The sequence below is a fragment of the Pseudarthrobacter sp. NPDC058196 genome (genome assembly GCF_042882685.1).
Lineage (GTDB): Bacteria > Actinomycetota > Actinomycetes > Actinomycetales > Micrococcaceae > Arthrobacter.
Genome location: NZ_JBHVVN010000007.1, coordinates 290,185 through 304,576, shown reverse-complemented (window position 1 = coordinate 304,576; position 14,392 = coordinate 290,185). Strand labels below are relative to the sequence as shown.

The 14,392-nt window shown below is 60.3% G+C and carries 13 protein-coding genes; 6 read left to right on the top strand and 7 right to left on the bottom strand.

All coding sequences use genetic code 11. From position 1 onward, the window contains the following. Positions 1 to 1,127: 1,127 nt before the first annotated feature. From ACFVVC_RS12545 to ACFVVC_RS12515, 7 genes are all read right to left on the bottom strand, one after another. On the bottom strand, positions 1,128 to 1,595 hold the full coding sequence (locus ACFVVC_RS12545; RefSeq protein ID WP_387453442.1) for a YybH family protein: 468 nt from the start codon (positions 1,593 to 1,595) through the stop codon (positions 1,128 to 1,130). 17 nt (positions 1,596 to 1,612) lie between these two features. After that, positions 1,613 to 2,371, bottom strand: a complete 759-nt coding sequence (locus ACFVVC_RS12540) for an HpcH/HpaI aldolase/citrate lyase family protein (protein WP_387453439.1) — start codon at positions 2,369 to 2,371, stop codon at positions 1,613 to 1,615. Further along, complete coding sequence (locus ACFVVC_RS12535; RefSeq protein WP_387453436.1) at positions 2,361 to 3,827, bottom strand: MFS transporter; 1,467 nt, start codon at positions 3,825 to 3,827, stop codon at positions 2,361 to 2,363. The genes ACFVVC_RS12540 and ACFVVC_RS12535 overlap by 11 nt, the downstream gene beginning before the upstream one ends. Before the next feature lie 117 nt (positions 3,828 to 3,944). Next, entirely contained in the window at positions 3,945 to 4,925 is a 981-nt protein-coding gene (locus ACFVVC_RS12530) for a PDR/VanB family oxidoreductase (RefSeq protein WP_387453433.1), read from the bottom strand. Positions 4,926 to 4,927: 2 nt separating this feature from the next. Beyond that, positions 4,928 to 6,061 carry an amidohydrolase family protein gene (locus ACFVVC_RS12525; protein ID WP_387453430.1) on the bottom strand — a complete coding sequence of 378 codons (1,134 nt, stop codon included), beginning with the start codon at positions 6,059 to 6,061 and terminating at the stop codon, positions 4,928 to 4,930. Between the two features lie 2 nt (positions 6,062 to 6,063). Beyond that, on the bottom strand, positions 6,064 to 6,447 hold the full coding sequence (locus tag ACFVVC_RS12520; RefSeq protein ID WP_207605344.1) for a Rieske (2Fe-2S) protein: 384 nt from the start codon (positions 6,445 to 6,447) through the stop codon (positions 6,064 to 6,066). Continuing rightward, the gene (locus ACFVVC_RS12515) at positions 6,447 to 7,694 is read right to left on the bottom strand and encodes an amidohydrolase family protein (protein WP_207605343.1); all 1,248 of its coding nucleotides are present in this window, start codon (positions 7,692 to 7,694) and stop codon (positions 6,447 to 6,449) included. The genes ACFVVC_RS12520 and ACFVVC_RS12515 overlap by 1 nt, the downstream gene beginning before the upstream one ends. Positions 7,695 to 7,810: 116 nt before the next feature. Between ACFVVC_RS12515 and ACFVVC_RS12510 the strand changes: the two genes are divergently transcribed. The 6 genes from ACFVVC_RS12510 (at position 7,811) to ACFVVC_RS12485 (ending at position 13,968) form a co-directional block, all read left to right on the top strand. Continuing rightward, positions 7,811 to 8,578 (top strand): FadR/GntR family transcriptional regulator, encoded by a 768-nt coding sequence (locus tag ACFVVC_RS12510; protein WP_387453425.1) that lies wholly within the window; start codon positions 7,811 to 7,813, stop codon positions 8,576 to 8,578. Between the two features lie 114 nt (positions 8,579 to 8,692). After that, on the top strand, positions 8,693 to 9,976 hold the full coding sequence (locus ACFVVC_RS12505; protein ID WP_387453423.1) for a D-arabinono-1,4-lactone oxidase: 1,284 nt from the start codon (positions 8,693 to 8,695) through the stop codon (positions 9,974 to 9,976). A gap of 155 nt (positions 9,977 to 10,131) precedes the next feature. Then, on the top strand, positions 10,132 to 10,929 hold the full coding sequence (locus ACFVVC_RS12500) for an SDR family NAD(P)-dependent oxidoreductase (protein ID WP_387453421.1): 798 nt from the start codon (positions 10,132 to 10,134) through the stop codon (positions 10,927 to 10,929). Positions 10,930 to 11,068: 139 nt separating this feature from the next. Continuing rightward, complete coding sequence (locus tag ACFVVC_RS12495) at positions 11,069 to 12,127, top strand: 2,3-butanediol dehydrogenase (protein WP_387453419.1); 1,059 nt, start codon at positions 11,069 to 11,071, stop codon at positions 12,125 to 12,127. Positions 12,128 to 12,400: 273 nt separating this feature from the next. Continuing rightward, a complete protein-coding gene (locus ACFVVC_RS12490) occupies positions 12,401 to 12,742 on the top strand; it encodes a hypothetical protein (RefSeq protein WP_387453416.1) in 342 nt (113 codons plus the stop codon). A gap of 485 nt (positions 12,743 to 13,227) precedes the next feature. Beyond that, complete coding sequence (locus ACFVVC_RS12485) at positions 13,228 to 13,968, top strand: SDR family NAD(P)-dependent oxidoreductase (RefSeq protein ID WP_387453414.1); 741 nt, start codon at positions 13,228 to 13,230, stop codon at positions 13,966 to 13,968. Positions 13,969 to 14,392 lie beyond the last annotated feature (424 nt).

Sequence of the window (14,392 nt, the reverse complement as noted above, 5' to 3'; positions counted from 1 at the left end):
TGGGCAGATCTATTGGCCATCACCGGGCAGCTTTACTGGCCACCAGCGGGAACTTTAACTGGCCGCTGGTGGGCAGAAACTAGTGGCCATTGACACACGTGCGAGCCGCGGCAAACGACGACGCCCACGTCGAACGGGCGAACTGGACCCTGGGCGCGGGTCCTCGGTTACCGAGGTTACGACAGGGCGAGCTCAGCTGGGGCGGCCCAGCTTTCCAGATCTAGCTCGAACGCAAAGGTTTATTGCGGTCAGTCGAACCCGCGGTCCCGCCCGCAACTAGTCGGAACCCGTTCTGATCCGGCAAAGATCCGGGAAATCCCTATTACGTCGTGATGGCTCAGATTGAGCCAAGGCGGATGGGCCTCAGATCGTATCGCGCATGCATCTTCCAACTTCCCGCACGGCAACGACTTGGTCCTGAAACCACATGATCTGAAACCCATCAGCGAGGGCGAGATCAATACGAGAGATCCTGCCGTGTCAACCTCCTCGCGATAGCGATCCGAGTGTTGCCCCTCTTCCCTATGGCCCTGAGACTGTTCGTGTCAGCGCTGGTCGAAAAATGAGCCATTTCGTGGGCGTTTCATCTCTGCGAATTGCAACTCCTAAAGGCTCAGGCGTTTGCAACGACCGCTAGACGCCAAGCCGTCACAATGGCTCACTTTTCGATCGTCACCGACAGTTCGCCCCCCTCTACCTCCGCCAACAAGGTATCCATTGCAGGAACGGCATAATTGCTGGCCTCAAGACTGAGGCCAGGGCAGCACGATGGATCCCGGCAGAACCAGACTGCGGCGCCTGGGGTGGCAAGCTGTAGCAATTGCCACCCTCAGGACGATCACAAGGGGAGATCCGCCGGCATCCTTCATTACCGCATCAGTTCACGACGCATTGTTAGCCCGGTGGGGGCTGAAATTCTGCATAACGGCGGCAAGCCCCCGGCCGACCGCCAGCAGTCCGGATATGCGACGGACGGCGTGTCAGCGGAGCCCCCAGTGGACAGGCCTTTCGCCCTCTGAAAATACGAGAAAAGGACCCGCACCGCCGAGCGGTACGGGTCCTTCCTGGTTTTGTTGAGGCCGACCTCTCGCCCTGTTGCAGGAGAAGTACGAGTTCGCTCGGATGAGCTAGGAGGTGAAAGGGGCTTCAAGGTCATCGAGGAGATTGGGCGGCTCAGCACCGTCCGGGAGGTAATAGGACTCCTCCATATAGTGGATAAACCGCCATTGGCCATCGTCGTCAAGCTGGAGCACCGCAGTAACGCGGGCAGCAGCGACTCGCGGTTCGTCGGACTCTATGCTGCGAATGCGCCATTTCACGACGAAGATCGCGAGCATCGTGTCCGGCGCAATTTCACGAATCCAGGATCTGGGGATGGAGACGGAAGCGTCGACGATCCTGGAACGAGTGCGCGCCAGGTGACCTGCGATGGCAGTCCAACCTGACAGAATGTCGTCCAATTCCGGGGCCATGTAGGTAGCATCTGCAGATCGCGCCCACAGACTGGCCAGCGCGTCCCATTGCAGGGCTTCCCAGAATTGCTCGAATCGCTGAAGCACGGTCTGAACGTCGGATTTTTTAGTGGTCAGGGGCATGGAGGGATCTTTCGACATCAGTAAGGTGAGTTCATTGTCGCGAAACGAGCTTCGGCGCCTGAAGCCTTCAGCTGCTGATCAATTCCTGCAGCAACGAGTCGATCCCCGTTGGCAAGAGTGAGCATGGTGAATCCGAGTTCACGGAAGGTGTGGGCAAGAGTTGCATCCCCCGCATGAAGGGCTGCAATTTTCCTCGTCCGCTGTGCGGCGCCTGCGATGAGGCTGAGTGCGGCTCGCATCGGCTCGGACGGTGGGAACTGGTTTGCACCGTGTCCCAGAGCGATACCGAGGTCGGCTGGTCCTACGTAGCAGCCGTCGATGCCGTCGACATCGAGGATCGCTTCGGCATTGTGTAGCCCCCTTTCGGTCTCGATCATGGCGAGGATGGTGACTCTCGCGTCGAGCTCGGAGACGTCGCGGCTAAGCCATGTGGAGACAGGCCCGTAGCTTCGTTCTCCCCGGGGAGGGTAGTGGGCTGCTCGAGCAATCATCTGTGCCTGCTCCACGGAGTTGACCATTGGGACGATGATGCCGTCCGCACCAAGGTCGAGGGCGTATCCGATTTTCTGTGGGCTTGAGTCAGCCACACGAACGTAGCGGGGAACGCTGCTGGGTACTTCGAGCATTCGACGAAGGGTATGGTCCTCGATGCCATGTTGGCAGTCAATGCCGACGAAGTCTGCGGTGCTGCCTTCGATGGCCCTCAGCACTCCGATGTCATCGTTGGCGACCCAGAAGCCGTCGGTGGTCTTCCCGGGCGGAATGTCAGTGGACATGATTAGCTTCTGCGCTGTGATCCGGTCTGGCCGCCGCTGCGGTGGAAGCTGTCTTGTTGTGCCGAAGCACGCGAGCTGCAATGCCGGTGAGAACTAGCAGGATAAGGCCGGCTGCGGCGAGGACGGTGAACCCGGTGACATACGCTCCTGGGGCAGCCAGTGTTTTGTCCCCCAGGGTGACAGTCTGTGAGGCAAGGATTGCTGAGAACATGAGGGGCCCGGCGGCGAGTCCGACGGACTTCATCACTTGGTTGACGTTGCCGGCTTCGCTTGTGCGTTCGACCGGGACGCCGGTCATCAGCAGGATTGGGATTGCGGCATAGAGGAAGCCTGATCCGATAATCGCGATTCCGCCGCCGACGGCCAGTAGGAGGGGTGAGACCACGGGTGACAGCAGCAGAATCAGAGCTCCTGCCAGGACGAAAAAGCTTCCTGTGCCGAGCGCCGTGGGGACGCCGAACCTCCGAGTAAGGATTGAGGACAGCGGGCTGGCAAGGGCACCGCCGAGAATGCTGGCGGCACCCATGACTGCGGCGGTTGCGGCTGCGCCGAGACCCATACCAAGTCCTGCACCCGGCGGTGACTGTAGGGCGACCACGAGGACAAGCCAGAAGGCTAGCACGCCGAAAGCCATCACCAGCATCATAGTGTGGGCGACGGCTACCCGGCCGTCCTTAAAAGTACGGAAGTCGACTGCCGGGTGCGGGCTACGCAGCGAAAGAACGACAAATGCGGCGAGGGCAACGGCGCCCGCCATGATGAGTGCAATGACTACTGCTCCGTTGGCCTTACCGATGAGGGTGATTCCCAGGAGAATGGCGGCGACGGCGGCGGCAAAGATCAACCCGCTGCCCAAGTCGACGTCGCGGAGTTTGCCTGAGGCCGGGCTGGCGGGGAGCAGAATCAATACGAGGATCACGGTTAGTGCCGCGAGGCCGGCGCTGAAGGCGAAGATCGCCCGCCACCCGACCCCATCGATGAGGAGGCCGGCTACAAACTGGCCTATGGGCCCGCCGATGAGGGCTGTACCCGAGAGCAAAGACAGCACCATGGGCAGGTTGCGATCACCGAGCCGCTCGCGGGCGATGCCGAAGGCGAGCCCGAGGATGGCCCCGGTGGTTCCCTGGATCGCCCGGCCCAGAATGATGCCGGGGAGAGTGGGCCAGAGGAGGGCAACCATTGATCCCGCGGTGCCGAGAAGCAAAGCGGCGATCAGCACACGCTTTCGTCCCAACACGTCTCCGAGCCTGCCCGCGGTTGCGGCGGTGGCCGCTGCGACCAGAGCATATCCGGTTATCGACCATCCGACAGTGACGGGATCGCCGAAGTCGGCATAGAGGTGCGGCAGGGCGAGCTGAATCATGTTCTGCTCGAACGCGTGATTCATTTCCGCCAGCATCAACAGACCGATCAGCACGGGAGCGCTGACTTGTGTCCACGCGCGAGTTTCGCTCATTCTTTGACTCCTTTGTCTGCGAAACGATGTAGACATGGGCTGCTGTCCACGTCTGGGGGGAGGAGCCGTGAAAGGTGAAGGACAGAGCTGCAGCCCTCCACCTTTCACGGGGATCGTTCAGAGGTCGAGGACAAGCCGACCCGATGCGCATCGGGATACACAAATAGCCATCGTGCGGTCTTTATCGTGCTGCTCGGGAGACTTTGCCGAGTCAAGGTGCACGGGTGTGCCACTGACTACGCGCGTTTCGCACGTGCCGCACATCCCTTCCTCACATGAGGTAAAGACCAGCACGCCGGCCTCGCGGGCGACATCGACGATCGTCTGATCTTCCGGAACGGTGAGCACAAGTTCGCTTTCGACCAGCTCAATCTCGAAAGTCCCTGTTGGTCGACTGTCACTGACATCGCGCGCAACGAAGCGTTCCAGGTGCAGGTCACGGGCTGGCTTGCCCACGGCGTCGAAGGCCCCCACTACGGCATTTAACAATGGCTCGGGTCCGCAGGTATATACGAGTGCCTCACCGCTCTCGGCCATGACGTTCTTGAGCGGAATGAATCCTCTCTCGTCCTCGGGATAAATGTTGACCCTCTCGCCATATGCCAGCAGCTCCTCAAGGAACGCCATTGATGAGCGGGTACGGCCCCCGTACCAGAGTGACCAGTTGGCACCGTTCGCTTCGGCGGCACGGATCATCGGCAGTAGAGGTGTGATGCCGATGCCGCCGGCCACGAACACATAAGTTTCCGAGTTGCGGAAGGTGAAGTTGTTCCTGGGCCCGCGGATGCGTATCTCTCCACCGGCCGACAGTGAGCCGTGAACCTCCAGGGAGCCTCCGCGACTGTTCGGGTCGAGCAGGACGCCGAACCGATATTGGCTGCGGTCGTCAGGGTCGCCGGCGAGCGAGTACTGTCGCACTAATCCGGATCCAAGGATGAAGTCGACGTGGGCGCCGGGAGTCCATTCTGGCAGCAGCGAGCCGTCCGTTGCCGACAACCTGATTTCGGCGACGCCATCGGCGGCAGCCCGTTTCATGGTGATCGTGGCATCGATCTCGGTTTCGAGTGACGTTGCCGTGCTGGATGTTGAGATGCCCATGGTTAGCTTCCGGTGATTGCCTGAGCGCCGATGGCGTTCAGGGCTGCGGTGTTCCCGAGCGCACGGAGCCGAGGCTCGTAGAGATCGGCGGCATTCCGGGATAGGATCCGCTCCCGGCCCTCGCTGGAGAGCCCGCTGGGCAGATCAGCCGGGCTCATCGAGGACCAGTGCGGGTAGTTACTGCCGTAGATCAGGAGCTCTTCAGCCCGGCTGACTTCCAGCCATGCCTTCTCTGATGCCTGGTCTGTTGGGGCTTCAAAACGGCTTGTGCGGAAGCGGAAATGGTCCAGGTGTTCGGACGGCGTGTCGCTGACCCAAGGGGTTTCATGCCGGGAGATTCCCCAGTCCCCGTCCATCCGCCACAGGAACGGCATAAGCAGGTCGAAGGCACCGTCCCCGAAGACGACGCGGAGGTCCGGAAGGCGGTCAACGACTCCTTCTAGGATGAAGCTGGCCAGGTGGTACAGGCCGGAGATATTCTCCTGGGAAGCGTACTCGATGTGCTTGGTGGGATAGCCGGCCATGGTCGGCTTGTAATTCGCCGCCGCCCCGCCGTCCGCATGTATGACAACGGGAAGCTTCAGTTCCGCAGCAGCCTTCCAGATCGGAAAGTAGTTGCGGTGGCCGTAGGGGCGCCACGCGTCCAGCGGAACCCCGACCTGCACCATACGTGGGTGGTCTGCCCACTTCTCGATTTCTGCGACCGCCTTATCGGGGTCTGTTGGGTTGACGCGGATGGTGCCCAGGAACCGATCCGCGGACTCGGGCGCGTCCAGCCAGGATTTCGCAAGCCATTGGTTGGTGGCGGTGCACAGTTCGGTGGCCATGTCGATGTCCGGTTGCGGACCACGGGTAAGGGGAGACAGCACGCCGACGCGGGCGTTGTCCCGGTCCAGTTTCGCCAGAATCTTGGCAGGACTAGACCCGGGAAGCGCTGACGCGTCGTCTTCCGGACGAGCCTCCTCAAGGTATTCCCCATAGGGTGCGATACCGGTAGGGGCGGTGTACATCTGACGAAGCACACCGGGCATGTGTCGCTTACTTGCCCAGGGCTCGGACATCCACAGGTGCGGCTCGACCTCGGAGCGCCAGAAGGGTGTCACGCAGGTGTCGATGATGGGTGCGTTTTCGGACATTATTATGCAACTCCAAGCAGAATCACGTAGCCGTCCTCGACGACCACTTCGTAGCTTCGGACCTTTACTTTCGCGGCGGCGGCTTGCCCGGATTCGAGTTCGAACTCCCACCCGTGCCAGGGGCACTTGATGAACTCGTTCTCGCGCGAGAATTTTGACGAGTAGGGCTCCTCCCCTGCCGTCGTTTCACCGGTGAGCTGCCCGACACACATCGGACCGCCCCGGTGCGGGCAGTAATTGGCGATTGCCGACAGCTTGCCGTCGATGTTGTAGACACCGACGCCGAACTTGCCGGCGGGCACGACGACCATTGACCCGGGCAGAAAGTCTTCGATCTTGGCAACGACAGTGCGCGAGCCGACTGTTGTGGAGTTATTTGCTGACATCAGTCGGACCCCACAAATTCGTGCATGACCTGGAGCGTGTTGACCTGGGAGATGACGTGCCCCGAGTTGTCGACCTTGTTTTGGTTCACGCCGTGGCTGTACCGCGTCATGGGGTCGGCGGTGAGGTCGAGTTCGTCGACGGGTCGGAACTCCGGCAGGTTGTAAAGTTCACGGGCGTTCTCGAACAGCACCTTGTCCCGCCAGCTGGCCGGGAGGCGTCCGGCAATGAAGCGCGGATCGTCGTAGTCCCAGTGTGGGTAGTCGCTCGAGAACATCAGCATGTCCTGTAGTCCGCCGGCTTCGATCAGCTTGATTACGTCCCGGGGGTTCTTTGGCTCCTCGAACGGTTGGGTGGTGATCCGAATCTGTTGGCGGATGGAGTCGCTGGGGCGGCGCTTGACGTTGGGAACTTCAGCGCCGAGCTCCTGCCAGTAGCGGTCGAACCGCCACATTGCCGGTGTGAGCCAACTGAAGCCGCCTTCGACGAAGACCACACGCAGGTCGGGAAGCTCGTCGAAGACACCGTCGAAGATGAGGCTGGCGAGGTGGTTGACGTAATAGTGCGACCACGAGCCCATGACTTCGATGTGGTAGGAGCTGTAACCGACGGGGGTCATCGACTGCATCGAGCCTTCGCGCGTGATGTGCATTGCGATGGGCAGACCGAGGCGGGCAGCCTCCCGCAGGACCGGGCGGTAAAGCGGATGCCCGATGGGATGCACGAGCGCCTCCGGTGCGAACTGAACCTGGGGAAAAAACCCGTGCCCGACCCATTTGTTCATCTCGGCGATCGCTCCGGCCGGGTCACCGGGTGAGATGCGGATACCTGCGCGGTAGCGGCCGTGCGAGTTGTTCGCAGACCCCAGCCAGTCGGCAGCAATGTACTCATTGATGCCAGTGCAGCGGGCAGTTTCCCATTCGGCGTCCCACCACTTTGCTCGGGTCAGGGGAAGGAGCATCGCGTAGTCAGTGCTGGATTCCTGGAAGACCTGTTCGGCGTAAAGCTGCTTGTCTTCACCAGGACGCATGCCCGTGACCAGCGCGTCAGTCCGTGCAGGGGTCGGGGAAGCGTAGAAAAGGCGGGCATTCTCCACGTCCGCGGCCCTGTTGGTGTAGTACCTGGACCGCCACGGCTCCGGGATGTAATCGATCATCTCGTGCATGGGGACGTCCGGGTGCGTGTCCGCGTCGATCGTGGCGACGCGCTTCTGGTCGCCGATCTTCAGGTCGCTCGTTTCTTTCGTCATTGAGGAACCTCCTTGTCCGTCAAATAGGAGCCTATTTCCAGCCACTCGGGCCGTTGTAGTTGATGAATCTACGCGTGATACTGGTCATAAATAACGTCCTATTTAGGAGGTCAGAGATGATCGGAACGGCTGAATTCGACAAGGCCGGCGCAGTGACAGCCGACAGGATCCAGAACTGGATCAGCAATGAGGGCTGGCCGATTGGGTTGCGTTTGGGAACCGAGCCGGACCTGATGGCCCGCTTCACTGTGAGCAGGGGGGTGTTGCGGGAGGCTCTCAGGATGCTTGAGCAGCAGGGCGTGGTTGAAACCCGGCGCGGACGGGGAGGTGGGGTGGTGGTTTCTCAACCCTCAACAGATGCGGTTGTTGAAGCGGCCATTCCTTACCTCCGGTTCCGCGGGGTTCGGACGAATCACACCTTTGAGGCGCGTCGTGCGCTCGAACTGTCGATGGTGCCGCTGATCATCGACCGCATGAACAATGACAACGCCCGCACCCTGGAACAGTTCCTGGAATGGGAAGGGACACTCGCCAAGGCACCAGACGAATTCTTCGAACGAAAACACACAGCCTTCCGCGGATTCCACACCATCCTCGCAGCGCTGACCGGCAACCCGGCACTTGAGTTGTTCGTCCACGTCCTGGAGTCGCTCACGTTCGCCGCTTACCGCCGAAACCGGGATACGGGGCAGATCCAGTTGGAAGACAACACGATCTACGAGCGGCACTGCGCCGTGGCAGCGGCACTAATCGCAAAGGACGCAGACCGCGCCCTGCGCGAGCTCGACGACGCGATGGCGTTGGCGCGGGACCTTTACGGGGAACCGGACCCTGTCGAACGTTTGAAGGCCCGGGCGGCCAGCATCCTGCTACCCGATAAATAGGACACCATAACGCTCGTCAGCTAGTGCCAATGTTGTCCATGCAGTCCGCACGGGCTGTTCGGCTACGGAGCCTTGATACTCGGCTCCTCTAAACAAAAATAGGAGCCTCCAACGATGACGATGGTGAGCAACCCGGCAGAGTTGACGATCATGTCTGACCAGCCAAAAGAAAACGAAGCGTGGTCCAACTGGGCCCAAAACTTCACTTCGAACCCGGCGTTGACTTTTTACCCTGATTCCGAGACCGGAGTGGCCGATGCCGTCCGAGTGGCACTGCGCGAGAACCTCACCCTGCGCACGGCGGGCAGTAGCCTCTCCTTCTCTCCGCTGGTGACAACGCAGGGCGTTCTGCTGCACCTCGACAAGCTCACGGGCATCACTTCCATTGACGAGACGAAGCAGCGCGTTCGGGTCCGGGCGGGTACAACGATCAAGAACCTCGCGGCGGAATTGTGGGAGCGCGGCTGGTCGCTGAGCAACCAGGGCATCATTTGGGAGCAAGCAATTGCTGGTGCTTTGAACACATCTACGCACGGAACGGGCAGGGGCCTTCGCGGATTCTCCTCGATGCTGACCTGGGTGCGTCTGGTCGACGGCCGCGGCGAGATCATCGAGATCGGTGAAGATGACCCCCGCCTCCACGGCGTTCAAACCGGCCTCGGACTCATGGGCGTGTTCCTTGAAGTTGAGCTCAAGGTCGTCCCGCGCTTTTTCCTGGAAGAAAAGTTCCAGTTCCCGCACTGGGATGTCGCAGCGAATGCGTGGGAGAACGAGGTTGCGAATAACCGTAATCACGGCCTGATGTGGCTCAAAAGCGACACCTCAGCTCAGGAATACAGCCTTCCGTCTCCTGACGGCGAGAGTATGGCGAACCGGACTGTCTACTTCCAGGCCAACGAGATTGACCAGATTCCAGAAAATGAATGGTCCGATGTGCTTGGTGCCCGCCGGGGCCCCGCATACCGCGTGCTGTCGGCGCCCATCGGCGAGGGCGCCAAATTGTTCTACGAACTCGAATACGCCGTTCCGTACGAGGACGTCCTCGAAGCAGTGGCCCTTGTTCAGCGCCAGAGCGAGGCCCACCCAGAGCAGAACCACCCGATCTTCATGCGGGTAATAGAAGCCGACGACTCGTGGATGTCGCCGTTCTACCAGCGGAAATCAGCCACAATCTCGGTAGCTGGAATGCCGGGCACCGACTACTGGCCTTTCCTGCGCGCCGTGCACAACACGCTGCAGCCGTTTGCACCCCGGGCACACTGGGGCAAGCTCCATCTCATGACCCGCGAGCAGCTTCAGAGCGCCTATCCCAAGTTTGACGACTACGTCGCACTCCGACGTCAGCAGGATCCAAACGGCATCTTCCTCAACGACCACCTGCGGCCCCTATTCGGATAAATTCCCGAGGGGCCGACGCAGCATTAGGACGCGCCGGCCCCATCTGGCCAAGGTCCCCAGATATCCACACGACGGCACTTTTGAACCCAGAAACGATATCGTGCACGGCCTTCTCACCGCCGCCGCAAACATGAAAGCAGCTAAAAGTGAACAGAATGAGCGGTAAAGGAGCTGTTGTTACAGGGGCAGGCTCTGGACTCGGACGGGCCGCCAGTATGGCACTGGCGAGGGAAGGCGCAGCCGTGCTCCTCGTCGACATTGACGCTGCGGGGCTGCAAGAGACCGCTGAAAACATCCAGGCGGAAGGCGGGAAAACCATCGTCTTCATAGCTGACGTTTCCAACGCCCAACACGTGCGTGAATACGTGACCCGTGCACAACAGGAATTCGGGACCATCGACGCGTTCTTCAACAACGCTGGAATCATCGGGCCGCAAGCGCCCCTGGTCGAGTACCCCGAAGACGGTTTCGATAAAGTCATGGCCATCAATGTCAAAGGAGTCTTCCTCGGCCTCAAGTACATGCTGCCCGTCATGATGGCCCAGGGGTCCGGGGCCGTCGTGAATACCGGCTCTATGGCCTCCGCAGGCGCTTTACCCGGCAGTACAGCGTACGCGGCAGCCAAACATGCAGTCATCGGGCTGACCAAGACCGCTGCTGTCGAGACGGCCATGACCGGCGTACGCGTCAACGCAATCCTTCCGGGCAACATCAAAACAAAGATGGCACTGGCTGGCACTCCCGGGCAGACGATAGCTGAAAAAGAAGCCGTCCTTGGTGCAACGGTTCCCCAGGGACGGGCAGGGCAGCCCGAGGAAATCGCAGAGGCGGTCTTGTTCCTTGTCTCCGACCAGGCCCAGCACATAACAGGGGTTCAGCTGCCTGTAGACGGCGGAATTACCGCGCAGGTCTACCCCACAGCCAAGCCTTCCCTCGCAAAGTCTCTGACCTGAACACCGGGCTACAAAATTCCATACTCCGCACCAGGAAGCCAAAGTCCGAGCACCAAATTTCCCAGCCGGAGAAATCAGTCAGCGCAGTGCCGTGCCACCCGGCAAGGCGTCCAACGCACAACACCAAGAAGGAACCACAATGCGAACACTCCGCCTGCATGGCCCCCGAGACGCCAGGATCGAGGACGTAGAACGACCCGACCTACGACCCGGAACGGTCCGTATAGATGTCTCCTACGCCGGCATATGCGGATCCGACTTGGCCCTCTACCAAGACGCGCCGGTTCCGCGGGACTACGCAAACCCAATAATTGGGGAAACGGGCCCTCACAGCCTCGGCCATGAATTCGCCGGTTACGTCGTCGAGGTCGCAGCCGATGTCGAATCACTTACGATAGGTGACCTCGTCGCGGTGCAACCAAACTTTGCCGACGGGACGTGCCCCTCCTGCCTGTCGGGGCACCCCAACATGTGCGACAACTACGCCTTTATTGGAATCCACGGCTGGGGCGGCGGTTTCAGTGAGTCGCTTGTCGTGCCGGCGGACCACGCCTTCAAGCTGCCGTCCGAATTTGCACCCGAAATTGCTGCGCTCATTGAGCCCTTGGCGGTCGCGTGGCACGCGGTGAACACCGCTGCCCTACCCGACGGCGGAACGGCCCTTGTGGTCGGCGCCGGACCCATCGGATTGAGTCTGCTGCTTTGCCTTAAGGCCCAAGGCGCTGGAAAGGTCATCGTCAGTGAACTCAGCGAGGTTCGCAAACAGCTCGCGCTGGAGCTCGGCGCAGACCTGGTCATCGACCCACGCGAGGAAGACGTCGCACAAGCCGTATTGCGGGTCACGCACGGACGCGGGGCCGACGCTTCGTTCGACGCCTCAGGAGTCGGAAAGGCGAGTCTTCAGGTCGCAGTAGATTCACTCGCACCCGCCGCTCGAGCAGTTATCGTTGCAGGATTTCACCACGACGTACCCCTAGACGTCATGCCTTTCCTCTTCAAGGAAAAGATCTTGACCGGCTCGTTCGCCTACACAGCACAAGAATTTGAGGCAGTGCGCGATGCCATCGTCGACGGCCGGATCAAACCGGAACGACTCATCAGCAGCACGATAAGTCTCTCTGAGGTCGTAGAGAAGGGCATTGAACATCTCCTCGGGGAGGGACGGTCCTCGGAGGTAAAGATTCTTGTTCGACCATAAGACGCGAAATCGGGTGGACGCACGAAGGCTTTTGTCAGTCGCTAAGCAGAGCATTCATGCAATTGGCCCAAAAGGGTCACGCTTCGTGCAAGCTCCCTCCGACTCTTGAAGAATTCACCTCTGCCGTCATCACAGGCTCAAGCACGTAACCAGCGGAACAAAAATTGCCGCCACTCGTCGGTTCTAACCATGGATGCGTGCCGCCGCAAGATATTGCCTCGGAGAGCCATCAAGCCCTCTTAAAAGACTCGCCCAGCACAGCCAAGGACCCACATGAGTTCACCAACCGGACAACTAACCGCAAGGACGACCAACGTCGATCACCAGATCCTCGTGTCAGGAACAACGCATACATTCCGCCTTCACGACTGGGCCGACCTGCGGGGAGCAACCGTGGAAGTGCACCGGAATGGAACATACTTCAGAACTGGTCGCGTGGAAGAGGCAACTTCAGCGCTGCTCTGGCTCGCGCAGGAGGGCGTCGAATCAAGAACGATAATCGACAAACTCGATGGCGATGAGGTCTGGATTGAACCCCAGCAACTGCCCTTCCTAAAACTCCGGAGACAGACGAAGGTTGCATCCACGCCCGCGATCAGCTGTTCTTCGCTTTAGTCGGCCCCGAACCTGAAAGGACCCAGTTAATGGAAAGGCTTGTGGCCGACCTCAGTGTAACCTCCAAGACGGATATGGAAAGACGCCTCTCGCACGCGGTTGCAGGAGCAATTGAGAGTGCAGAAGCAACCGGACGCTTCGGGGTCTTAGTCACCAGGCACAACTTCTCACGATTCACTGTGGAGATCAGTCCCGGTGTCCCATTCCGCCTTGTCAGGGAGCTCGACATGGTTGGAGAAGCTCTCTGATCCAGGGAGACATTGTCGCCCTTTCCATAGGCGCCAAACAGGCCATAAGGCGCCCACTACAGGGGATTCCTTATCCGCCCCGGGGCGGCCGGACCCTTCGGGGCCAGACTATCTAAACTCCACCAATAATCGGTTCTTTTGGCGCCAGCGTCAGGAACCAGTTCGACAATCAATCGGCCGGCTGCGCCGGCTACGGCTCATAAATGCCTATTTTCAGAAAAAAGAGGAGCGATCAACATGGCACGGTTCACAGGCAAAGTGGCCCTCGTGACGGGAGCGGCATCCGGTATCGGAGAAGCGATAACGAGGAGGTTCCACGCAGACGGGGCGACAGTCATCATCGCCGATGTGTCCGAGGCCCGCGACGAGATCGCGGAATCTTTGGGCGAAAGGGCCATTTCACGAAGGCTCAATGTCGCAGATGAGGCAGACGTGCGCGCCACGGAGGAATGGATAATGGCGGAGTACGGGAAGCTGAACATTCTTGCCAACAACGCCGGCATCGGCGGAGCACAGGCTTTCACGCATGAGTATCCGGTTGGAGAATTCGACAAAGTGATGGCGGTCAACGTCCGCGGACAGTTCCTGGTCCTCCAGGCCGGACTACGACTGATGCTGGCCAACGACGGTGGCGCTATCGTGAATACGGCGTCCGTCGGCGGTTTCCGCGCCACCCCGACCTCGATTGCGTACATAGCTTCGAAAGGTGCCGACGTGATGCTCACCCGCACAGCCGCGCTGGAGTACGCCCAGAAGGGAATCCGCGTTAACGCGGTCGGACCGGGTACCATCGCCACGCCCATCCTTTCGAATTCTCCTCGATCTTTTGTCGAGATGCTGGAGTCCCAGGTGCCACAGGGCAGGCTCGGCCGGGCCGAAGAAGTCGCTAACGTGGTGGCATTCCTCGCCGATGATGACCAAGCCTCTCACGTCACCGGACAAGTCTGGCTCGTCGACGGCGGCCGATCCGCCGGCTAGGGCAGTAGGGGAATAATCGCCCCGAGTCTCGCGGACGCAGTGGGGGCGGTCGCCCCGCGCGCCTCTGACGTGGCGGCCCTGCGTTAGAAGACCCGGCGCATAGATGGCAGCGATGCCGTCAAATTCGCGTACACCCCAACCTGACGCCGAGGCGCCTGACCAGGGAGGATTCGTCCGGCGGCCGAGCCCGGATCTATTGTTCAGATCCCTACCGCGCCGCGGGAGCTGATTTCGTCATGCCTGCGGGGAGCGAGTTCCAGTAAGTCCCGATTCCTAATAGCGTTTCGGTGATTCTCGGACGGTCGCATGGCCCGTTTCTTGGCCCTCCGACCGTAAGGGTGGGATCTGAGAACATTGTGAGCGTCTGTCAATGAAGCGAATTTTTGACCTATTCTGACGTGGACGCCTATCGTCACATCGAATT